The 21,966-nt window shown below is 65.8% G+C and carries 22 protein-coding genes; 4 read left to right on the top strand and 18 right to left on the bottom strand.

Annotation, left to right across the window (positions count from 1 at the left end):
- Nucleotides 1-11: 11 nt before the first annotated feature.
- From thrC to ffh, 10 genes are all read right to left on the bottom strand, one after another.
- The gene (thrC, locus tag BMY22_RS04705) at nt 12-1,421 is read right to left on the bottom strand and encodes a threonine synthase (protein ID WP_090619969.1); all 1,410 of its coding nucleotides are present in this window, start codon (nt 1,419-1,421) and stop codon (nt 12-14) included.
- Between the two features lie 86 nt (nt 1,422-1,507).
- Nucleotides 1,508-2,812 carry a homoserine dehydrogenase gene (locus BMY22_RS04700; protein WP_090619967.1) on the bottom strand — a complete coding sequence of 435 codons (1,305 nt, stop codon included), beginning with the start codon at nt 2,810-2,812 and terminating at the stop codon, nt 1,508-1,510.
- Nucleotides 2,813-2,958: 146 nt separating this feature from the next.
- A complete protein-coding gene (locus tag BMY22_RS04695; protein ID WP_090619965.1) occupies nt 2,959-3,699 on the bottom strand; it encodes a disulfide isomerase DsbC N-terminal domain-containing protein in 741 nt (246 codons plus the stop codon).
- Between the two features lie 67 nt (nt 3,700-3,766).
- Nucleotides 3,767-4,663, bottom strand: coding sequence for a site-specific tyrosine recombinase XerD (gene xerD, locus BMY22_RS04690; protein WP_090619964.1), 897 nt, complete (start codon nt 4,661-4,663; stop codon nt 3,767-3,769).
- A gap of 73 nt (nt 4,664-4,736) precedes the next feature.
- Nucleotides 4,737-5,168 carry an acyl-CoA thioesterase gene (locus BMY22_RS04685; protein WP_090619962.1) on the bottom strand — a complete coding sequence of 144 codons (432 nt, stop codon included), beginning with the start codon at nt 5,166-5,168 and terminating at the stop codon, nt 4,737-4,739.
- Between the two features lie 146 nt (nt 5,169-5,314).
- The gene (gene rplS / locus BMY22_RS04680; RefSeq protein ID WP_090619960.1) at nt 5,315-5,665 is read right to left on the bottom strand and encodes a 50S ribosomal protein L19; all 351 of its coding nucleotides are present in this window, start codon (nt 5,663-5,665) and stop codon (nt 5,315-5,317) included.
- A 42-nt stretch (nt 5,666-5,707) separates the two neighbouring features.
- The gene (trmD, locus tag BMY22_RS04675; protein WP_090619959.1) at nt 5,708-6,451 is read right to left on the bottom strand and encodes a tRNA (guanosine(37)-N1)-methyltransferase TrmD; all 744 of its coding nucleotides are present in this window, start codon (nt 6,449-6,451) and stop codon (nt 5,708-5,710) included.
- 2 nt (nt 6,452-6,453) lie between these two features.
- Nucleotides 6,454-6,990 (bottom strand): ribosome maturation factor RimM, encoded by a 537-nt coding sequence (rimM, locus tag BMY22_RS04670; protein ID WP_090619957.1) that lies wholly within the window; start codon nt 6,988-6,990, stop codon nt 6,454-6,456.
- A 7-nt stretch (nt 6,991-6,997) separates the two neighbouring features.
- Nucleotides 6,998-7,249 (bottom strand): 30S ribosomal protein S16, encoded by a 252-nt coding sequence (rpsP, locus tag BMY22_RS04665; protein WP_090619955.1) that lies wholly within the window; start codon nt 7,247-7,249, stop codon nt 6,998-7,000.
- 194 nt (nt 7,250-7,443) lie between these two features.
- The gene (ffh, locus tag BMY22_RS04660; RefSeq protein WP_090619954.1) at nt 7,444-8,820 is read right to left on the bottom strand and encodes a signal recognition particle protein; all 1,377 of its coding nucleotides are present in this window, start codon (nt 8,818-8,820) and stop codon (nt 7,444-7,446) included.
- A 156-nt stretch (nt 8,821-8,976) separates the two neighbouring features.
- Between ffh and BMY22_RS04655 the strand changes: the two genes are divergently transcribed.
- Nucleotides 8,977-9,777, top strand: coding sequence for a cytochrome C assembly family protein (locus BMY22_RS04655; protein ID WP_090619952.1), 801 nt, complete (start codon nt 8,977-8,979; stop codon nt 9,775-9,777).
- A gap of 249 nt (nt 9,778-10,026) precedes the next feature.
- On the opposite strand, the gene purT is transcribed toward BMY22_RS04655, so the two are convergent.
- The 3 genes from purT to BMY22_RS04640 all read right to left on the bottom strand — a co-directional run bounded on the left by purT (nt 10,027) and on the right by BMY22_RS04640 (nt 12,126).
- The gene (gene purT / locus BMY22_RS04650; RefSeq protein WP_090619951.1) at nt 10,027-11,208 is read right to left on the bottom strand and encodes a formate-dependent phosphoribosylglycinamide formyltransferase; all 1,182 of its coding nucleotides are present in this window, start codon (nt 11,206-11,208) and stop codon (nt 10,027-10,029) included.
- Nucleotides 11,209-11,259: 51 nt separating this feature from the next.
- Nucleotides 11,260-11,448: a DUF1289 domain-containing protein gene (locus BMY22_RS04645; RefSeq protein WP_090619949.1), complete on the bottom strand. Its 189-nt coding sequence runs from the start codon at nt 11,446-11,448 to the stop codon at nt 11,260-11,262.
- Between the two features lie 75 nt (nt 11,449-11,523).
- A complete protein-coding gene (locus tag BMY22_RS04640) occupies nt 11,524-12,126 on the bottom strand; it encodes a CoA pyrophosphatase (RefSeq protein ID WP_090619948.1) in 603 nt (200 codons plus the stop codon).
- 110 nt (nt 12,127-12,236) lie between these two features.
- Between BMY22_RS04640 and BMY22_RS04635 the strand changes: the two genes are divergently transcribed.
- Both BMY22_RS04635 and BMY22_RS04630 read left to right on the top strand, forming a co-directional pair.
- Nucleotides 12,237-12,803, top strand: a complete 567-nt coding sequence (locus BMY22_RS04635) for an NUDIX hydrolase (RefSeq protein WP_090619946.1) — start codon at nt 12,237-12,239, stop codon at nt 12,801-12,803.
- Between the two features lie 24 nt (nt 12,804-12,827).
- Nucleotides 12,828-13,331: a L,D-transpeptidase family protein gene (locus BMY22_RS04630; RefSeq protein ID WP_090619945.1), complete on the top strand. Its 504-nt coding sequence runs from the start codon at nt 12,828-12,830 to the stop codon at nt 13,329-13,331.
- A gap of 64 nt (nt 13,332-13,395) precedes the next feature.
- Here the strand turns inward: BMY22_RS04630 and cutA are convergent, their stop codons facing one another.
- Complete coding sequence (gene cutA / locus BMY22_RS04625; protein ID WP_090619943.1) at nt 13,396-13,713, bottom strand: divalent cation tolerance protein CutA; 318 nt, start codon at nt 13,711-13,713, stop codon at nt 13,396-13,398.
- 116 nt (nt 13,714-13,829) lie between these two features.
- Entirely contained in the window at nt 13,830-17,726 is a 3,897-nt protein-coding gene (purL, locus tag BMY22_RS04620; protein ID WP_090619942.1) for a phosphoribosylformylglycinamidine synthase, read from the bottom strand.
- Nucleotides 17,727-17,875: 149 nt separating this feature from the next.
- Between purL and mltF the strand changes: the two genes are divergently transcribed.
- Nucleotides 17,876-19,342: a membrane-bound lytic murein transglycosylase MltF gene (mltF, locus tag BMY22_RS04615; protein WP_090619940.1), complete on the top strand. Its 1,467-nt coding sequence runs from the start codon at nt 17,876-17,878 to the stop codon at nt 19,340-19,342.
- Between the two features lie 12 nt (nt 19,343-19,354).
- Here the strand turns inward: mltF and tadA are convergent, their stop codons facing one another.
- From tadA to BMY22_RS04600, 3 genes are all read right to left on the bottom strand, one after another.
- Nucleotides 19,355-19,831, bottom strand: coding sequence for a tRNA adenosine(34) deaminase TadA (tadA, locus tag BMY22_RS04610; RefSeq protein WP_090619939.1), 477 nt, complete (start codon nt 19,829-19,831; stop codon nt 19,355-19,357).
- Nucleotides 19,832-19,874: 43 nt separating this feature from the next.
- Complete coding sequence (locus BMY22_RS04605; protein ID WP_090619937.1) at nt 19,875-21,245, bottom strand: multicopper oxidase family protein; 1,371 nt, start codon at nt 21,243-21,245, stop codon at nt 19,875-19,877.
- A 276-nt stretch (nt 21,246-21,521) separates the two neighbouring features.
- Nucleotides 21,522-21,890 carry a 2Fe-2S iron-sulfur cluster-binding protein gene (locus BMY22_RS04600; RefSeq protein ID WP_090619936.1) on the bottom strand — a complete coding sequence of 123 codons (369 nt, stop codon included), beginning with the start codon at nt 21,888-21,890 and terminating at the stop codon, nt 21,522-21,524.
- Between the last annotated feature and the right edge of the window lie 76 nt (nt 21,891-21,966).

Below are 21,966 nucleotides of genomic sequence, written 5' to 3'. Positions count from 1 at the left end.
GGCGGCGCGTCTCACAGCGGCTTGCCGCGGTTGCCGTGCTGGCCGACGAAGCCCTGCACAGCCTTCAGGTCGTTGGCCAGCACAGTGCAGCGCTCGGGACGCTGGAACAGGTCGGCCAGGTGCGCCGGCAGGGCCGGGGCCTGGGCGACGCCGGCCTTCTCCACGGCCTCGGGGAATTTGACCGGATGGGCGGTACCGAGAATGACCATGGGAATCGCTAGGCTGCGCCGGCACTCGCGGGCCGCCCGCACGCCGATGGCAGTGTGCGGGTCGAGCAGTTCGCCGCACTGGCCGTACACCTCGGCGATGGTCCGGCAGGTGGCCTCATCGTCCACCGCCAGGGAGTCGAACAGCCGGCGCGCCTCGGTCCAGCGGTCGTCTTCCACCACCAGCTTGCCGGTCGTCTTGAAGGTGTCGAGCAGCGCGGCGACGGCGGCGCCGTTACGGCCGTGCAGGTCGAACAGCAGGCGCTCGAAGTTGGACGACACCATGATATCCATGGACGGCGACAAGGTCGGATGCAAGGTGTCCTTGTCGTAGCGGTTGCCGGACATGAAACGGTGCAGGATGTCGTTGCGGTTGGTGGCGACGATCAACTGGTTGACCGGCAGGCCCATGTTGCGCGCCAGGTAACCGGCGAAAATGTCGCCGAAGTTGCCGGTCGGTACCGAGAAAGCCACCGAACGATGCGGCGCGCCGAGCTGGATGGCGGCATGGAAGTAATAGACGATCTGGGCCATGATCCGCGCCCAGTTGATCGAGTTGACCGCTACCAGCCGGGTGCCCTTGAGGAAGCCCTGGTCGGCGAAGCTGGCCTTGACCATCTCCTGGCAGTCGTCGAAGTTGCCCTCGATGGCGATGTTGTGGATGTTTTCGCCGAGGATGGTCGTCATCTGCCGGCGCTGCACCTCGGATACCCGCTGGTGCGGATGGAGGATGAAGATGTCGACGTTCTCGCAGCGGCGGCAACCCTCGATGGCCGCCGAGCCGGTGTCGCCGGAGGTGGCGCCTATGATCACCACGCGCTCGCCGCGCTTGGTCAGCACATGGTCGAGCAGGCGGCCGAGCAGTTGCAGGGCGAAGTCCTTGAACGCCAGGGTCGGACCGTGGAACAGCTCGAGCACCCACTCGTTGCCGTCCAGCTGGCGCAGCGGTGCCACCGCGCCGTGGGCGAAGGCGCCGTAGGTGTCCTCGAGGATCGCCTTGAAGTCGGCGTCGGCAATCGAGCCGGCGACGAACGGGCGCATCACCCGGAAGGCCAGCTCGTGGTACGGCAGGCCGGCCCAGGAGGCAATCTCCTCGACGGTGAAGCGCGGCAGGTTCTCCGGCACGTAGAGGCCGCCGTCGCTGGCAAGACCCGCCAGCAGCACGTCTTCGAAATTCAGGGCCGGGGCCTGGCCGCGGGTGCTGATGTAGCGCATGTGTGCAAACCTTCGGTTCGAGCCGCAGGCCCCGGACCGCAGCGACTCGGATACCTGCGGCGGGCGGCGGGCGGCTGGTAGCTGACTTAGTTGAGCTGTTCGACGCGGATGCGGACGACCTTTCCGGCCACGCCCTCGAGGGCCTCCATCGCGGCGATGGCCTCATCGATGCAGAACTCCCGGACCCGGTGGGTGACCAGGATCATCGGCACCAGACCGTCTTGCTCCTCGGCTTCCTTCTGCATGATGGACTCGATGTTGATCCCGCGCTCGGACAGGATGCTCGCCACCTGGGCCAGCACGCCCGGATGGTCCTGGGCCTGGATACGCAGGTAGTAGGCGCTCTCGCACTGGCCGATCGGCAGGACCGGGTGGGCCGACAGCGAGTCGGGCTGGAAGGCCAGGTGCGGCACGCGGTTCTCCGGGTCGGAGGTCATCGCGCGGACCACGTCCACCAGATCGGCCACCACCGCCGAGGCGGTCGGCTCCATGCCGGCACCGGCGCCGCAGAACAGGGTCGAACCCACCGCATCGCCGTTGACCATCACCGCGTTCATCACGCCGTTGACGTTGGCGATCAGCCGGTCGGCGGGAATCAGCGTGGGATGCACGCGCAGCTCGAAGCCCTCGGCGGTGCGCCGCGCGATGCCCAGGTGCTTGATGCGGTAGCCCAGCGCCTCGGCATAGTTGACGTCGGCGCTGGTCAGCCGGGAGATGCCTTCGGTGTAGGCCTTGTCGAACTGCAGCGGAATGCCGAAGGCGATCGAGGCGAGAATGGTCAGCTTGTGGGCGGCATCGATGCCCTCCACGTCGAAGGTCGGGTCGGCCTCGGCATAGCCCAGCGCCTGGGCTTCCTTGAGGACGTCGGCGAAGGCCCGGCCCTTCTCGCGCATTTCGCTGAGGATGAAGTTGCCGGTGCCGTTGATGATGCCGGCCACCCAGTTGATGCGGTTGCCGGCCAGCCCCTCGCGGATCGCCTTGATTACCGGGATGCCGCCGGCCACCGCCGCCTCGAAGGCGACGATCACGCCCTTCTCGCGGGCCTTGGCGAAGATCTCGTCGCCGTGCACGGCAATCAGCGCCTTGTTCGCGGTGACCACGTGCTTGCCGTTGCCGATGGCCTTGAGCACCAGCTCGCGGGCCAGGCTGCAACCACCGATCAGCTCGACGACGACCTCGATCTCCGGGTTGTCGACCAGCTCGAAAACGTCGGCGGCGATGGGGGTGCCGGCGATGTCGCATTTCGGGTTGGCGCTGCGCATGGCAATCTGGGCAATCTCGATTTCACGCCCGGCGCGGCGGGCGATCTCCTCGGCATTGCGTTTGAGCACATTGAAGGTGCCGCCACCGACGGTACCCAGTCCACAGATGCCTACTTTGACCGGTTTCACGCTGAAACTCCCCATCTTCACCGCAGAAAACGGCCGAGCATACCCCGGCCGCAGAGAAAAGAGCCGCACCTTACGAAGCGCTCAGACTTTAGTCAATTGGCGCGACGCCCGCAGAGCACCGGCATCGCGGCCTGGCGGCCGGCCGGTCAGTTGGTCGCCTGGGCAGCCAGCGCCTGCTTGGCCAGCTGCGCCGCCGGCTGGTAGCCGGGGATCATCTGCCCGTTGGCCAGCACCACGGCAGGGGTGCCCTGCACGCCGATCATCTGGCCCAGCTCGAACTGCCTGGCCACCGGGTTGTCGCAGGTGGCGGTCGGCACCTTCTCGCGCGCCTTGGCCTTGTTCATTGCCGCCTGGCGGTCCTTGGCGCACCAGACGCTGACCAGATCCCCGTAGCCATGGGAGCCGACGCCCTGGCGCGGGAAGGCCACATAGCGCACCTCGACGCCGAGCCGGTTCAGCTCGGGCACCTCGCTGTGCAGCTTCTGGCAGTAGCCGCAGTCGGTGTCGGTGTCGGTGAAGACGGTGATATGGGTCTTCGGCTCCTGGGGCGCGAAGATCACCATCTCGCTGGCCGGTATGCCATTGATGGTCTTCGCCACGGCCTGGCTTTCTGCCTGCTCGGTGAGGTTGAGCGGCTTGCCGTCCTTGAACTGATACAGGTAACCCTGCATGACGAACTGACCGTCGGCACTGGCATAGAGCATCCGTCCGCCCTTCAGCTGAACCTGGTAGAGCCCCGCCATCGGACTTTCGGCGATGGCCTCGATCGGCAGTCCCGGTTGCATCTGCTGCAGGGCCTTGCGAATGGCCTGATCGGGGTCGGCGGCCAGGGCCAGAGTGCTTGCCAGGCCGAGCGCCGCGGCAGCGAAAAGGGAGGAAACACGCATGGGTACTCCGGAGGGACGGTGCGAATGGGGCAGAGCCTATCACAGGCAGGGCCTGGCGGACGGCCCCTCAGCCGCGCGGATGATGCCGCGCGTGCAGCTCCTGCAGGCGTGCCCGGGCGACATGGGTGTAGATCTGGGTGGTCGACAGGTCGCTATGGCCGAGGAGCATCTGCACTACGCGCAAGTCGGCGCCATGGTTGAGCAGGTGGGTGGCGAAAGCATGGCGCAGGGTATGCGGCGACAGGCTCTTGCCGATTCCCGCCACTTGAGCATGATGCTTGATGCGGTGCCAAAAGGTCTGCCGGGTCATCTGCTCGCCGCGCAGACTGGGGAAAAGCACGTCGCTCGGCCTGCCCCCCAGCAGCAGCGGCCGAGCCTCGGCCAGATGCCGTTCAAGCCAGGCGATGGCCTCCTCGCCCAGCGGCACCAGGCGTTCCTTGCTGCCCTTGCCGAGCACCCGCACCACCCCCTGGCGCAGGTTCAGCTGCTCCAGGCGCAAGCCGACCAGCTCGCTGACGCGCAGCCCGCAGGCATAGAGCACCTCGAGCATGGCCCGGTCGCGCAGACCGAGCGGATCGCCGCTTTCCGGCGCGGCCAGCAGTGCTTCGACATCGGCTTCGGAGAGGGATTTGGGCAGGGGCCGACCCAGCTGCGGCAGATCCACCTGCAAGGTCGGATCGCTGGCGATCACCCCCTCGCGCAGCAGGTAGCGGAAGAAACCGCGCAGGCCGGAGAGGAAGCGCGCCGTGGAGCGGGCCTTGTAGCCGGCATCGACACGCCAGGCCAGGTGATCGAGGATCGGCTCGCGCCCCACCTCGACCAGCCCCAGACCGCGTTCGCCCAGCCAACCGTTGAACAGCTCGAGATCGCTGCGATAGGCCGCACGGGTATGCGCCGAAAGCCCCTTCTCCAGCCAGAGGGATTCGAGGAAACACTCGATCTGCGGATGTTCGACGGCAGGCATGCTGATCCTTGCAAACACGAACAAAAGAGCGCCGCCCGCGGAGCCTAACGACCCGCTGGCGGCGGTAGCCCGGTCAGGCCGCCTCGTCCCTTCCCACGGGAAAGTCGGGCAGTATCGCCCGCGGCCGCTTTTCCTCGTCGATGGCGACAAAGCTGAACACGCCGGTAATCGCCTTCTCGCGGGTACCGCAATACATTCCCTCGACGAAGATTTCCACCTCGACCTTGCAACTGGTGTTGCCGACCTTCACCACCCGGCCGACCAGTTCGACGATCGAGCCGCCTGGGATCGGGTGTTTGAAATCGACCCGGTCCGAGGAAACCGTGACGGTCGGCAGCCGGCAGAAGCGCGTTGCGGTGATGAACGAGATCTCGTCCATCCAGCCCAGCGCGGTGCCGCCGAACAGGGTGTTGTGGTGGTTGGTGGTGAACGGAAAGACCGCTTTGGTGATGCGGGTTTCGGACAACTCGATCCGACGCTGGATTTCTTGCTCTCTAGGGGTCATGCCACTACTTCCCGATGAAAGAATAGATGGCTGCCACTGGCGGGATGTTGTTGTTGTGCGCTGCAAGGCAGAACTAACCTGCCCATCGATAGGCGTACAAACGAAAAAGCAGCCTTGCGGCTGCTTCTTCGTTGAGAAAGCATCGATCAGGAAAGCTTTTCCTTGATACGAGCCGCCTTGCCGGACAGGTCGCGGAGATAATACAGCTTGGCCTTGCGCACGTCACCGCGGCGCTTGACGGAGATGCTCTCGACCAGCGGGCTGTAGGTCTGGAAAGTACGCTCGACGCCCACGCCGCTGGAGATCTTGCGCACGGTGAAGGCGCTGTTCAGGCCGCGGTTGCGCTTGCCGATGACCACACCCTCGAAAGCCTGCAGACGCTGGCGATCGCCTTCCTTCACCTTGACTTGCACGATCACGGTGTCGCCCGGGGCGAAGGCCGGAATTTCTTTGCTCATCTGCTCGGCTTCGAGCTGCTGAATGATCTTGTTGGTCATCTGAATGCTCCTAAGGCAAGCTCCTGGCCTGCCATCGATACGTTAACTATCGTCCCGCTGGCGAAGATATTCCGCCAACAGCTTTTGCTCTTCTCCAGAAAGCGAGCGGCTATCCAGAAGATCGGCGCGACGCTCCCAGGTCCGCCCAAGGGACTGCTGCAAACGCCAGCGCCGGATGTGTTCATGATTACCGCTGAGCAGCACCTCAGGAACACCTTTGCCCTCATACACCTCCGGGCGGGTGTAGTGCGGGCAGTCGAGCAGGCCGTCGCTGAACGAGTCCTCCTCGGCGGAATCCGCGTGCCCCAACGCTCCAGGCAACAACCGCGTCACCGCATCGATCAGCACCATCGCCGGCAGCTCCCCGCCGGAAAGCACGTAGTCGCCGATCGACCACTCCTCGTCGACGTGGGCCTCGATGAAACGCTCGTCGATGCCCTCGTAGCGGCCGGCGATGAGGATCAGCGCCTCCTCGCGAGCCAGTTCGCGCACCGCCTGCTGCGTCAGCGGACGGCCCTGGGGCGACAGGTAGATCACCTTCGCCCGCCCCCCGGTCGCCTGCCTGGCGGCGGCCAAGGCACGCTCCAGAGGCTGGATTTTCATCACCATGCCGGGCCCGCCGCCGAACGGACGATCATCCACCGTCTGGTGGCGGTCCTCGGTGAAACTGCGCGGATTCCAGCAATTGAGTTCGAGCCGCCCCTGCTTCACCGCACGGCTGGTGATGCCGTAATCGCGAATCGCGGCGAACATTTCCGGAAAGATGCTGATGACTTCGACGTGCACGGTCAGAAATCCGCATCCCAGTCCACCCGCATCTCGCCGGCCGCCAGATCGACCTGCAACACGCACTGCTCCGTATAGGGCAACAGGCGCTCGCGAGCGTCCAGACTGCCGCTGCAAGGCTTGACCACCAGCACATCGTTCGCGCCGGTCTCCAGCAGATGGTCGATCCTGCCGAGCAACCGGCCCGCCTGATCGATCACTCGCAAGCCTTCCAGCTGACGCCAGTAGTACTCGCCCTCTTCTAGATCGGGCAGTTGAGCGAGAGGGACACAGATCTCGTAATCCGCCAAGGCTCGCGCCTCGTCGCGATCATCGATCCCTTTCAGCTTGGCCACCAGAACCTTGCCCTGCAGGCGCCCCCGGACCAGCTCTACCTGCCGCAGTTCATCGCCGTGTCTGAGCGTCCAGCGACGATATTCCAGCAGGTTGTCGATCGGATCGGTGAAGGAATAGACCTTCACGTCCCCGCGAACGCCATGCACCGAGGTGATTTTGCCGAGAACGATCAGCTCATCGGCGGATGCTGGCGTCGCTTCCATATCGGACTCAGGCGGTCGCCTTGGCAGCTTCCTTGAGCAGCTGGGCAACGCGCTCGGACGGCTGGGCACCCTGGCTCAGCCAGTAGGCGGCACGATCCTGATCCACGGACAGCTTCGCTTCGGCACCCGAAGCGATCGGATTGAAGAAACCGATACGCTCGACAAAACGACCGTCACGGGCGTTGCGGCTGTTGGTCACGGTCAGGTGGTAGAAGGGGCGCTTCTTGGAGCCGCCACGGGCAAGACGGATGGTTACCATGTGAACATCGTTCCTGTAGTCGGTGTGCTGCAAAACCAGATTGCGCACTGGGCTCATAGCCCGAAAGGCCGCATATTCTAAAGGTTATGCGGCGTTTTGCAAACGGCTTTTCGGCCGTTGCTTGACGAACGTCGCCCCGAGCCACCCAATGGTCGGCGCGACCGACGGCTCGATCGAGCCGACCAAGCCCGCCATCAGAGCTTGGGCGTCCGCCCTCCCGGGAACATGCCGCTCATGCCGCGCATCATCTTGGCCATGCCTCCCTTGGCGGTGAACTTCTTCATCATCTTCTGCATCTGCTTGTGCTGCTTGATCAACCGGCCGACATCCTGCACCTGGGTGCCGGAGCCGAGCGCGATGCGGCGCTTGCGCGAGCCGCTGATCAGCTCCGGATCGCGGCGCTCGGCCGGGGTCATGGAGTTGATGATCGCCTCCATCTGCATCAGCTGCTTCTCCGCCACACCCTGGGCGCTGCCCATCTGCGCCAGGTTGATGCCGCCGATAGCCGGCAGTTTATCCATCAGCCCGCCCAGCCCGCCCATGCTCTTCATCTGCTGCAGTTGGTCGCGAAAGTCCTCCAGATCGAAGCCCTTGCCCTTCTTCAGCTTGCTGCTGAGCTTTTCGGCTTTCTCGCGGTCGAGCTTGTGCTCGGCTTCCTCGATCAGACTGAGCACGTCGCCCATGCCGAGAATGCGCGAAGCCATGCGATCCGGATGGAAGGGCTCCAGCGCCTCGCTCTTCTCGCCCATGCCGATGAACTTGATCGGCTTGCCGGTGATGTAGCGGACCGACAGGGCCGCGCCGCCGCGGGCATCGCCGTCCACCTTGGTCAGCACCACGCCGGTCAACGGCAGGGCGTCGCCGAAAGCCTTGGCGGTGTTGGCGGCATCCTGGCCGGTCATCGCGTCGACCACGAACAAGGTCTCGACCGGCTTGACGGCGGCATGCAGGAGCCTGATCTCCTCCATCATCTCGGCGTCGACATGCAGGCGGCCGGCGGTATCCAGCAACACCACGTCGATGAATTTGAGCCGGGCTTCGCGGATCGCCGCCTGGGCAATATCCACCGGCTTCTGGCTGGCATCGGACGGGAAGAAGGTGACGCCGACCTCCCCGGCCAAGGTTTCCAGCTGCTTGATCGCCGCCGGACGATAGATATCGGCGGAGACCACCAGGACCGACTTCTTCCGGCGCTCCTTGAGGAAGCGTGCCAGCTTGCCCACCGTGGTGGTCTTGCCCGCCCCCTGCAGACCGGCCATCAGCACCACCGCCGGCGGTGCCGCATTCAGCGCCAGATCCTCGTTGGCCGCCCCCATCAGCTCTTCCAGCTCGGCGCGGACGATCTTCACGAAGGCCTGCCCCGGGGTCAGGCTCTTCGAGACTTCGGTGCCGACAGCACGCTCCTTGATCCGATTGACGAACTCCTTGACCACCGGCAACACGACATCGGCCTCGAGCAGAGCCATGCGCACCTCGCGCAGGGTGTCCTTGATGTTGTCCTCGGTCAGCCGGGCCTTGCCGGTGACGTGGCGAAGGGTCTGGGAGAGACGGTCGGTAAGGTTTTCGAACATGCGCGTTCCTTTCAGGCTCTGGAGAACCCAGGGTGGGCTTGCAGCGGGTCGCCGATTATAAACGAAGGGGCCTCGAGCCGACACCGCCGGCAGACTTTCGTGAGAAGCCCGTTATATGCCAAACTCCGGGCTTTAGGCCCCGCCAGACACGGACCCATGCACCCACTGCTGCCCAGCCTCGCCGCCGCCGGTCTATACGCCTCCGCCACGTTCTACCAGGGCATGCGCCTGGCGAAACGCAGCCTGCCGGACAAGCGCCTGCTGATCCTGCTGGGCATCCTGGCCTTGGTCGCCCACGGCTTCAGCCTGGTCCCGCAGCTGCTGGGACCGAACGGGCTGACCCTGCACTTCTTCAATGCCTCCAGCCTGATCGCTGCCGCGGTGGTGGCCCTGACCCTGCTCGCCAGCTGCTACATGCCGGTGGAAAACCTGCTGCTGCTATTGCTGCCGCTGAGCACGCTCACCGTGCTGCTGGCCCAGTTCATGCCAGTCGGAACCCTGCACGGGATCGACGAAGAGCCTGGAATTCTCGCCCACATCCTGCTGTCGATCCTTGCCTACGGCATGCTCACCATCGCCATGGTCCAGTCCCTGCTGCTCCTGCTGCAGGACCATCAACTGAAGCACAAGCATCCTTCCGGCCTGACCCGCAACTTTCCGCCGCTCCAAACCATGGAGAGCCTGCTGTTCGGCTTTCTCTGGGCCGGCTGGGGTCTGCTCTCGCTGTCGCTGCTCTCCGGCTGGCTGTTCCTCGACGACCTGTTCGCCCAGCATCTGGTACACAAGACCCTGCTCGCCTGCCTGGCCTGGCTGGTCTTTTCAGCCCTACTGGTCGGCCGCCACCGGCTCGGCTGGCGCGGGCATACGGCCGTCCGCTGGACCCTGAGCGGCTTCTGCCTGCTCATGCTCGCCTACTTCGGCAGCAAACTGGTCCGCGAATTCATCCTGCATGTCTAACCCCGATCGCGAGATCGTCCGGACATGGGCGGACAGCGCCCATCCTCAAGCAAGGCCGCAGGACAAAGCGCCTCGCCCATCATTGCCCTGACAGACCCCAGGCACCCTGCGAAAGACCTACCCCCGCTTTCCCGATGAACCTGCCGGTCTTCCCGCTGCCGTGCTCGGGTACGGACAACCAGCCGCCGGAAAACGGCGCCCGGATCATCGACGGCACCGGAGGCCGAATGAGCCGAGCGGCCGGAGTCATTACAACTGCACCTCGACGGCCTGCGCGGCACGCGTCGCTCTCTGCCGCGCGGCCTCCACCGAGGCGTCCCGCGCCAGGGCCACCCCCATCCGCCGCTGCCCCGCCACCTCCGGCTTGCCGAACAGCCGCAGAGCGGTGTCTGGCTCGGCGAGCGCTCCATCCAGATTGGCGAAGCTCGCCTGACGGGAGTGGCCCTCGACCAGGATCACCGCCGAAGCGGCCGGGCCGAACTGGCGAACTGCCGGAATCGGCAGGCCGAGAATGGCCCGCGCATGCAGGGCGAACTCGGAGAGATCCTGGGAAATCAGCGTCACCAGGCCGGTATCGTGGGGGCGCGGCGAGACCTCGCTGAACCACACCCGATCACCCTTGACGAACAGTTCGACACCGAACAGGCCACGCCCGCCCAGCGCCTCGGTGACTGTCCTGGCAATGCGCTCGGATTCGGCCTGCGCCTCGGGGGTCATCGCCTGCGGCTGCCAGGACTCCTGATAGTCGCCCTTCTCCTGGCGGTGGCCGATGGGTGCGCAGAAGGTGGTGCCGCCTGCGTGGCGTACGGTGAGCAGGGTGATTTCGTAGTCGAAGTCGATGAAGCCCTCGACAATCACCCGCCCCTTGCCGGCACGCCCGCCCTCCTGGGCATAGTCCCAGGCAGCCTGCAGCTGCTCCGCCCCCTTGACCAGACTCTGCCCCTTGCCGGAGGAACTCATGATCGGCTTGACCACACAAGGAAAACCGAGCGTCTCCACCGCCGCACGGTACTCCTCGAAACTGTCGGCGAACCGGTAAGGCGAGGTCGGCAACCCCAGTTCCTCCGCCGCCAGACGGCGGATGCCCTCGCGGTTCATGGTCAGATGGGCAGCGCGCGCACTGGGGATCACCGTGAAACCTTCGCTCTCCAGTTCGACCAGGGTCGCGGTGGCGATGGCCTCGATTTCCGGCACGATGTAATGGGGTTGCTCCCGCTCGATCACCGCGCGCAGGGCGGCGCCATCGAGCATGTTGATGACATGGCTGCGGTGGGCGACCTGCATGGCCGGCGCGTCGGCATAGCGATCCACGGCGATCACCTCCACACCGAAGCGCTGCAGCTCGATCACCACCTCCTTGCCCAGTTCGCCTGAGCCACACAGCAATACACGGGTCGCACTCGGCGACAGCGGAGTTCCAATACGGGACATGAGTTTTCCTTCAACATGAGGGGCCTGTCCGCATTCGCGGGCAGGGACAGCCTAGGAGAGCAGGCCCTTGGCACGGGCCCGCTCGGCGCACAATGCCAGTATTCGGCGACGCTCGGCATTGTCCGATCGTCGCCAGCGCCTGATCTCATCCGCCGTACGCTGGCAGGCGAGGCAGATATCGTCGTCATCCAGGGCGCACAATTGCACGCACGGCGAAGGGACGGGCCGTTCGTCGCTCATCGATTTTCCGGCTCGAAATCCCGGACACTCCGCACGCACCGGGTGCCCGGCAGAGGGTGTTTCATCGCGGTATCCTCAGCTCAGCTCGACGAAGCTCGCCGGTTGCCGCCCGGTTTCGATCCCCGCATCGAACAGTAGATTCACCAGCTCGACCACCATCATCGCCGTCAGCCCCCAGATCTTGTAGGGGCCATAGCGGTAACAGGGCACATAGTAGCTGTGCCCCTCGTGATCGATGCGATGGGTGGTTTCACGCGGGTCCTCGCAGAAAAATGCCAGGGGTACCGAGAAGACTGCGGCGATCTCCCCGTCGTTGGGCCGGTATTCGACATCGTCGGGCACCAACGCCACGTAGGGCGTCACCCGGATGCCGTGGCGCGACACCAGCGGACTGAGCGGACCGAGCACCTCGACCAGCCCCGGCGGCAGACCGACCTCCTCCTCCGCTTCGCGCAGGGCGGTACGGACCAGATCGGAATCCTCCGGATCGCGGCGCCCGCCGGGAAAGGCCACTTCGCCGCCATGGGTGGACAAGCCGCTGGCCCGCAGGGTCAGCACCAGCTCGGGGTCGTCGCTGCGGGTAATCGGCACCAGCACCGCGGCTTCGGGAAAGCGTCCGCCGGCATCCAGGGGGCGGGGCGAATAGTTGCGCACGCGTCGGAGTAGGTCTTCCTGCATCGTCATTCTCTATCTTTACTCCATAAAAACATCATGGCACGAACCGCACAATCCTCCCAACCCCAGTCCCGCCTACGGCGACGGGCCGGCAACGACACCCGGGAAAACCTATGAAATTCTGCAGCCAATGCGGCCATCCGGTGAACTGGCAGACGCCCAGCGGCGACCATCGTCCGCGCTTCGTCTGCCCGGCCTGCCACACCGTGCATTATCAGAACCCCAGGATAGTCGCCGGCTGCCTGCCGCTCTGGGGCGAGCAGGTCCTGCTGTGCCGGCGCGCCATCGAACCGCGCCGCGGCCTCTGGACCCTGCCCGGCGGGTTCATGGAGAACGACGAGACCATGGAACAGGCGGCGGCCCGGGAAACCCTGGAGGAAGCCTGCACGCGAGTGGAAGGACTCGAGCTATACACCCTGTTCGACCTGCCACACATCCATCAGGTGCATGTATTCTTCCGCGCCCGCATGGTCGACGCGAACTTCGCCGTCGGCGAGGAAAGCCTCGAGGTGCAACTGTTTCACGAAGCCGAAATACCCTGGCCGGAGCTGGCTTTCCCGACCGTCGGTCATACCCTAGAATATTTCTTCAAGGATCGGCTCCACCAGCTCTACCCGGTGCGCAACGAGCCACTTGCGCCCTTGCGCGCAATCCCAACAACTCCCCTGAAACAAACCTGACCGCTGACTTATATGGAACTTTCGATGCGCTGGTTACTTGCATTCCTTTGCCTGTTTCTGGCCGGCCTCTCGCAGGCCAGTGTCCCCCCTGCCGGCGACGAGCGAATCGTCGACAAGGTGCTGGTAGTGAAATCCGAACGCAAGCTGCTCCTGCTCAGCAAGGGGCAGCCTCTCAAATCCTACAAGGTGTCCCTGGGCAAGCAGCCCAGGGGACCCAAGCTGCGCGAAGGCGACCTGCGCACCCCGGAGGGGATCTACTGGATCGACTGGCGCAAGACCAGCGACAAGTTCAACCTGTCCATGCACATTTCCTACCCCAACATCCGCGACCTGACCCGCGCCGAGGCCGAGGGGGTGCCGCCCGGCAGCATGATCATGCTCCATGGCACGCCCCTGGATGAGCAGTATCCCGAGTGGTACTTCAGCGGACTCGACTGGACCAACGGCTGCATCGCCATGCGCAACGACGACATCCGCGAGGTCTGGAGCCTGGTCAGAGACGGTACCCTGATCGAAATCCGCCCCTGAGCACAAAAGACAAGCCCCGACTCGCCGCTGACGAGCCGGGGCTTCGTTCGTGCCCGGAAGGGACTCAGAACTGCATGTCGGACAGCCGCCACACCTCGAAGGCCGGTGTTTCGTAGGGATGGCTCTTCTTCAGCGCCTTGACGGCGTCATGAATCCGCTCGTCGGCGACCGCCATTTCCACTTTCCACTCCTCCACCTGCTCCAGCTCGCCGGCCTGCCCCTGATACGGCTGGCTGCCCTCCAGCGGACGATACTGCCCCTGCCCCAGAGCCTGCCAGCAGCAACGGTCGTAAGCCCCGATGCGCCCGCCTCCGGCGGCGAACACCGCATCCTTGACCGTTTCCACATGACTCTCCGGTACGAAAAAGCACAGCTTGTACATCGGCATCTCCCGAAGGCGGGGCAGGCTCCGCTGCCGACACAGTCTCGCGCACTGCCCCCAGGTTGAAAGGTGCAGCGCTCGGCGACCGCACCCCGGAAAACGGCGTCGCCGCCCGGTCAGTCCACCCAGACCCGGGCGTTGCGGAACATCCGCAGCCAGCCGGCATCTTCCTGCCAGGCCTCCGGATGCCAGGAGTTCTGCACGGCGCGGAACACCCGCTCCGGGTGCGGCATCATGATGGTCACCCGGCCGTCGCGACTGGACAGCCCGGTGATCCCCCGCGGCGAGCCGTTGGGGTTGGCCGGATAGCGCTCGGTGACCTTGCCGTGGTTGTTGACGAAGCGCAGCGCCACGCAGCCGGACAGGTCGGCTTCGAGCAGGGCCTCCTCGCTCTCGAACTCGGCATACCCCTCGCCGTGGGCGATAGCGATCGGCAGGCGCGAGCCGGCCATGCCCTGCAGGAAGATCGAGGCGGACTCCTGCACCTGGACCATGGCCACCCGCGCCTCGAACTGCTCCGAGCGGTTGCGCACGAAGTGCGGCCAGAACTCGGTGCCGGGGATCAGCTCGTGGAGGTTGGACATCATCTGGCAACCGTTGCACACGCCAAGGGCGAAGCTGTCCTTGCGCTCGAAGAAGGCCTGGAAGGCGTCGCGGGCGCGGGTGTTGAACAGGATCGACTTGGCCCAGCCCTCGCCGGCGCCGAGCACGTCGCCATAGGAGAAGCCGCCGCAGGCCGCCAACCCCTTGAACTCGGCGAGATCGACGCGCCCGGCGAGGATGTCGCTCATGTGCACGTCGACCGCGGCGAAGCCGGCACGGTCGAAGGCCGCCGCCATCTCCACCTGGCCGTTGACCCCCTGCTCGCGGAGGATCGCCACCTGCGGGCGAACGCCCTTCTTGATATAGGGCGCGGCGATGTCCTGCTCGACGTCGAAGGAGAGCTTCACCGACAGTCCGGGGTTGTCTTCCTCAAGGAGGACATCGAACTCCTGACCGGCGCACTCGGCATTGTCGCGCAGGCGCTGGATCTGGTAGCTGGTCTCGCTCCACTGGCGCTGCAGCACGCGGCGCGCGGCGGCGAACACCGTCTCGCCATCGAAGCCGATGGCCACCTCGGCACCGTTGACCGGCCGGCCGATCGCCGCCACGCAGTCGCCCAGACCGGCAGCGCTGAACTGCGCCAGCACTTCCGGGGTGACGTCCTGGCGTACCTGGATCACCGCCCCCAGCTCCTCGCTGAACAGCACGCCGGCCAGCTCGTCGCGGCCGTCGGCCAGGGCATCGAGGCAGAGATCCAGACCGCAGTGACCGGCGAAGGCCATCTCCAGCACGGTAGCCAGAAGGCCGCCGTCGGAGCGGTCGTGGTAGGCCAGCAGATGACCGTCGGCGTTCAGCCCCTGGATCACCGCAAAGAAGGCCTTGAGGTCCTCGGCATCGTCGACGTCCGGCACCTCGCGACCGAGCTTGCCGTACACCTGGGCGAGGATCGAACCGCCCAGGCGGTTCCGGCCGCGCCCCAGGTCGATCAGGATCAGGTCGGTCTCGCCCTTGTCCAGACGCAGCTGCGGCGTCAGGGTGCGGCGCACATCCCGTACCGGAGCAAAGCCGGAGACGATCAGCGACAGTGGCGCGGTGACGCTCTTGTCCTCGCCCGCCTCCTGCCAGCGGGTCTTCATCGACATGGAGTCCTTGCCCACCGGGATAGCGATGCCCAGCGCCGGGCACAGCTCCATGCCCACGGCCCTGACGGTGTCGTACAGACGGGCGTCCTCGCCCGGGTGGCCGGCGGCGGCCATCCAGTTGGCCGACAGCTTGATGTCGGAGATCGTCGCGATGCTCGCCGCCGCCAGGTTGGTGAGGGTCTCGCCGATCGCCATGCGCCCGGAGGCCGGGGCATCCAGCAGGGCCAACGGGGTGCGCTCGCCCATCGCCATGGCTTCGCCGGTGTAGACGTCGAAGCTGGTGGCGGTCACGGCGCAGTCGGCCACCGGCACCTGCCACGGGCCGACGAACTGGTCGCGGGCCACCAGGCCGGTGATCGAACGGTCGCCGATGGTGATCAGGAAGCTCTTGCTGGCCACCGCCGGGTGATGCAGCACGCGCTCGACCGCTTCGTCCAGCGCGAGGCCGGCGGCGCTGAAGTCGTCGCCCAGCTCGGTCTCGCGACTCACCGAACGGTGCATGCGCGGCGGCTTGCCGAGCAGCACTTCGAGCGGCATGTCCACCGGCTTGTTGCCGAAGTGGCTGTCGCCCACGGTGAGCTGACGCTCCTCCGTGGCCTCGCCGACCACCGCGAACGGGCAGCGCTCGCGCTCGCAAATGGCCTTGAAGGTCTCGAAGTCGGCGGCGTCGACGGAAAGCACATAGCGCTCCTGCGACTCGTTGCACCAGATTTCCAGCGGGCTCATGCCCGGCTCGTCGTTGGGCACGTTGCGCAGCTCGAAGCGACCGCCGCGGCCACCGTCGTTGATCAGTTCGGGCAAGGCGTTGGACAGGCCGCCGGCACCGACGTCGTGGATGAACTTGATCGGATTCTGCTCGCCCAGCTGCCAGCAACGGTCGATGACTTCCTGGCAGCGGCGCTCCATTTCCGGGTTCTCGCGCTGCACCGAGGCGAAATCCAGATCGGCCGAACTCGCGCCGGTGGCCATCGACGAGGCGGCACCGCCGCCCAGGCCGATCAGCATCGCCGGGCCGCCGAGCACGATCAGCTTGGCGCCGACCGAGATCTCGCCCTTCTGCACGTGCTCGGCACGGATGTTGCCGAGGCCGCCGGCGAGCATGATCGGCTTGTGGTAGCCGCGCACTTCCTCGCCACGCGGAGTGTCGATGGCCTGCTCGAAGGTGCGGAAGTAGCCGGTCAGGGCCGGACGGCCGAACTCGTTGTTGAACGCGGCGCCGCCCAGCGGCCCCTCGATCATGATGTCCAGCGCGCTGACGATCCGCTCGGGCTTGCCATAGGCCTTCTCCCACGGCTGCTCGAAACCGGGAATCTGCAGGTTGGAGACGGTGAAGCCGACCAGCCCGGCCTTGGGCTTGGCGCCGCGCCCGGTGGCGCCCTCGTCGCGGATCTCGCCGCCGGAGCCGGTGGAGGCGCCGGGGAACGGGGCGATGGCGGTCGGGTGGTTGTGGGTCTCCACCTTCATCAGGATGTGCACCGCTTCCTGGCTGGCGGCGTACTCGCCGGTACCCGGCTGCGGGAAGAAGCGCCCGGCGGTGAAGCCCTCAATCACCGAGGCGTTGTCCTTGTAGGCGCTCAATACGCCTTCGCGATGCATCTCGTAGGTGTTCTTGATCATGCCGAACAGGGACTTCTCCTGCGCCTGCCCGTCGATGTCCCAGCTGGCGTTGAAGATCTTGTGCCGGCAGTGCTCGGAGTTGGCCTGGGCAAACATCATCAGCTCGACATCGTGGGGATTGCGCCCCAGCTCGCCGAAGCTCTTCACCAGGTAGTCGATCTCGTCCTCGGCCAGGGCCAGGCCCAGCCCGGTGTTGGCGGCTGCCAGCGCAGCGCGGCCGCCGCCCAGCACGTCGACCACGGTCAGCGGCTTGGGCTGGGCATGGCTGAACAGGCCGGCCGCCTGCTCCAGGCTGTCCAGCACCAGCTGGGTCATGCGATCGTGCAGCAGCGAGGCTATCAGTTGGGCGTCGGTCTCGGAAAACTCGCCGGCGACATAGTAGGCGATGCCGCGCTCCAGACGCTGGATCTTGTCCAGGCCGCAGTTGCGGGCGATGTCGGTGGCCTTGCTCGACCAGGGCGAGATGGTGCCGAAACGCGGCAGGACCAGAAACAGCCGCCCCACGGGTTCCTGCACCGGCACGCTGGGACCGTACCGGAGCAGGCGGGCCAGCACCTTCTCGTCGTCGCCCTCGAGGGCAGCGGTCACCTCGGCGAAGTGGGCAAACTCGGCATACACTCCGCTGACGGTGGGGACCTTCTGGGTCAACCGATCGAGCAGCTTGCCGTGACGGAAGGTGGAAAGGGCGGGAGCGCCGCGCAGGATCAACATCGTCGGAACAGCCTCGAAGGGGGAGCATTGAAGCGGTCCATTCTACTCCATGGAGGCGCCGGACGCTAAGGACGCCAGGCCGGCAAGCCGCGCAGGAGCGCGCGCCGACGGCCACGCCATTCGCCTACCGATTTGCGTATACTACGTCCATGACCGACCGAACCGCGCTCCGCGGGCGCCGCGCCCACCGGCTACTGCCGACCTTACTTTTCCTGACGCTCATGGGTTGCAGCGAGTCCCCCCGGCCGTCGACCCTCGAACGCGTCCAGGAGGAAGGCGTGTTGCGGGTCGTCACCCGCAACAGCCCGGCCACCTATTTCCAGGACCGCAACGGCGAGACCGGCTTCGAATACGAACTGGTCAAGCGCTTCGCCGACGAGTTGGGCGTCGGCCTGCAAATCGAGACCGCGGACAACCTCGAGGCCATCTTCCTTTTGCTCAACCAGCCCAAGGGCCCGGAACTGGCCACTCCCGGCCTGATCCCCGGCAAGGCACAGAGTCGCCTGGTGCTGTTTTCCCGGCCCTACATGGAGATCACTCCCCAGGTCGTCTACCGCAACGGCCAACGCCGCCCCACCCGCCCGCAGGACTTGGTCGGCAAGCGCATCCTGGTTCTCAAGGGCAGCAGCCATGCCGACCAGTTGGCGGAGATCAAACAGCAGCTGCCGGAGCTGAAATACGAGGAAACCGCCGAACTGGAGATCGCCGACCTGCTGAACATGGTCGACGAAGGCCAGATCGACCTGACCCTGGTCGACTCCAACGAGCTGGCGATGAACCAGGTGTACTTCCCCAACGTGCGCGTGGCCTTCGACCTGGGCGATGCCCGCGCGCTGAGCTGGGCGGTGGCCGCCGGCAGCGACCGCAGCCTGCTGGAGAAGGTCGACACCTTCCTCGCCCAGGCCCAGAAGAAGGGCATCCTGCAGCAGCTGAAGGAGCGCTACTACGGGCATGTCGAGGTGCTCGGCTATGTCGGCGCCTACACCTTCGCCCAGCATCTGCAGCAGCGCCTGCCGCGCTACGAACAGCACTTTCGCGAGGCGGCGAAGAAACAGGGAGTCGACTGGCGCCTGCTGGCAGCCATCGGCTACCAGGAATCCCAGTGGCAGGCCAGCGTCACCTCCAAGACCGGGGTCCGCGGCCTGATGATGCTCACCCAGCGGACGGCCGAGGCCATGGGCGTGGCCAACCGCCTGGACCCCAAGCAGAGCATCCACGGCGGCGCCAAGTACTTCATCCATGTCCTCCAGAGCCTGCCGGAGAGCATCCAGGAGCCCGACCGCAGCTGGTTCGCCCTGGCCGCCTACAACGTCGGCAACGGCCATCTCGACGACGCCCGCAAGCTGGCCAAGGCCGAGGGCCTGAATCCCGACAAGTGGCTGGACGTGAAGAAGATGCTGCCGCGCCTGGCGGAAAAGAAATGGTATGGCAAGACTCGCTACGGCTATGCCCGCGGTGGCGAACCCGTGCACTTCGTCGCCAACATCCGCCGCTACTACGACATCCTCACCTGGGTGACCCAGCCGCAGATGGAAGGCTCGCGCATTGCCGAAAGCGGTCTGCACGTGCCCGGCCTGCCGAAGGGCGAGCCGCCGGCCGCCAAGCCGCAGCTGTAGTCCCCGCCCGCCTCAACCGCGCCGCGCCTTGAAGAAGGCCTTGAGGATCGCCCCGCACTCCTCCGCCAGCAGCCCCCCCTCGATCAGCGCCCGATGATTGAGAAAATCCTGGGCGAAGAACTCCCCGCGACTGACCGCCACCCCGGCACGCGGCTCGGCGGCGCCGAACACCACCCGGGCGATGCGCGCATGGACGATCAGCCCCGCGCACATGCTGCAGGGCTCCAGCGTCACGTACAGGGTGCTGCCGGGCAGCCGGTAGTTGTCCAGCGCGGCAGCGGCGGCGCGAATCGCCACCATCTCGGCATGGGCACTGGGGTCTCGGCGGGAGATCGGGCAATTGAAGCCGCGCCCGACGATCTCGCCCGCTCGCACCAGCACGGCGCCCACCGGCACCTCGCCCAGTCCGGCCCCTTCGGCGGCCAGGACCAGTGCCTCGCGCATGAAACGTTCGTCCTGGCTACGGTCGATGATCTGCAGGTTCTTCATGGATAAGGATCGGGTCGGGAATGAGAAAACCGGGGCTGCCGCCCTATGCCACCTTGATCGCCGCCATCAGCCCCGTCTCCATGTGGTCGACGACGTGGCAGTGGAACATCCACACTCCGGGATTGTCGGCCACCAGGGCGACCCGCGCCGTCTCGTTGCGCCCCAGCAGGTAGGTGTCGGTGAAATAGGGGACGATCGTCCGGCGGTTGGAGTCCAGCACCTTGAAGGCCATCCCGTGCAGGTGGATCGGGTGCTGGTACTGGCTGACGTTGCGCAGCTCGAAGAGGTAGCTGCGACCCTGCCGCAGGGTCGCGATGGGCCGTTCGGCGCAGCTCCGGTCGCCGATGTCCCAGGCCTGGCCGTTGATCTGCCAGAACTTGAAGGTCCCCCCCGGCGTCACGCTCTCCGACAAGGCCCCGGCCCACTCGACGTTGAAGCGCAGGGTTTCGGCCTGCGCCAGATCGGGCTCGGCGGGGGGGTTGGCCGGCAGGGCCGCCGGCCAGTCGCCGGGCACCTCGCCGCTGGTCACGCTCTTCAGGGTCGCCAGGCGCAGCGGGCCGTTGCGCAAGGACAGTTCCACCCCTGCCGCCGGCACCCGCAGGCCCAGCTCGAGGCGCATGCCCGGCCCCAGCCAGTACTCCTCGCCCAACGGACGCGGCGCGACGGGATGGCCGTCCAGCGCGTAGATACGCGCCTCGCCGTCCGGCAGGCCGAAGCGATAGGTGAGGGTATTGTCGAGGTTGAGAATTCGCAGGCGCACGATCTGCCCGGCCGGCAGCTCGAGGGTCGGCACCGCCTCGCCGTTGACCGTGGTCAGCCGCCCCGGCGTACCGCCGCGGGCCGCTTCGCGCGGCACGCTGAACGCGCCGAAGGCACCCTGCGCATCGACATGCCAGCTCTTCAAGGTCAGCGTGCGCTCGTGCCGAAACCCCGCCGGCTCGCGCTCCTCGACGATCAGCGGACCGACCAGCCCGCGGCCGAGCTGCTCACCGCTGGCGGTGTGCGGGTGGTACCAGAAGCTGCCGGCGTCCGGCACCCGGAAACGGTAGTCGAAATACTCACCCGGCAACACCGGCAACTGCGACACATAGGGCACGCCGTCCATCTCCAGCGGCAGACGGATGCCGTGCCAGTGGATGGTGCTCGGCTCGGGCAGGCGGTTGACGAAACGCACCCGCAGCCAGTCGCCCTGCCGCGCCCGCAACTCCAACCCCGGCGCCTGGCCGCCGTAGGCCCAGACGGACGTCCGATGCCCGGGCACCAGCTCCACGTCCAGCGGCGCGGCGATCAACTCGTAGTCGTGGGTTTTCGCCTCGTCCGGCCGGCCCAGCCAATAGCGCGCACCGCCGGCGCCCAGGCCGAGCACGGAAACGCCGGCCAAGCCGGCAAGGATCTGTCTGCGGGTAAAATTCATGGAGTCAGTCTCCTGCCCATGGCACAGCCATCGGGCGGTCGATCGTCGGCACGACATCCCGCCATTGATGAAATATTTTCTCATTATCCATCGGGATCAACCATCGCCGCATCAAGCATTCCGTGCCGAACAACGTTTCCGGCAACGAGCCGGATGCACGGCGGGGCAACTGCGAACAACCCGCACCGACTGGCGAAATCGGGGCCGACAGAAAAACGAAAACCCCATGGCCGTCGTGGCCATGGGGTTCCGGGGTGTTGGTGAAAGCGGTAGCGATCAGGCGCCGCCCGGCTCTCCGGTGAACTCGACCAGCAGGTCTTCGTCGGTGACGATGGTCTGGCAGGCCAGACGGTAGGTCGGCGGGATATCGCGCACGTTGGCGCGCTCCTCTTCGGACTTCGGCAGCTTGCCGACGGACTTGAGCACGTTCCGCTCCTTGTCGGTCAGCATCATGGCCTTGACACGCTCGCCATCGAGGTGGGTGATCTTGACCAGACAGGAGCCACAATTACCATCCTGACACTCGAAAGGAATCTTGATGCCGTTTTCCTGAGCCACACCCAGCAATGTGGAGCGCTTGCCGGCGACTGCTTCGACTTTCTTGTTGTGCGGCATGAGCGGCGAGGAGAAATAGATCGTAGCCATACAAAAATCCTTTCTGTAATTAATTACCAAACCAACTCGCGTGCCTATATCGCAATAACTGCAAATATGCACGAAC

Origin of the sequence: Azotobacter beijerinckii (assembly GCF_900110885.1) — a bacterium.
Classification (GTDB): Bacteria; Pseudomonadota; Gammaproteobacteria; order Pseudomonadales; family Pseudomonadaceae; genus Azotobacter; species Azotobacter beijerinckii.
Note: the sequence above shows the minus strand (reverse complement) of the source record. Positions and strands in the feature narration are given on the sequence as shown.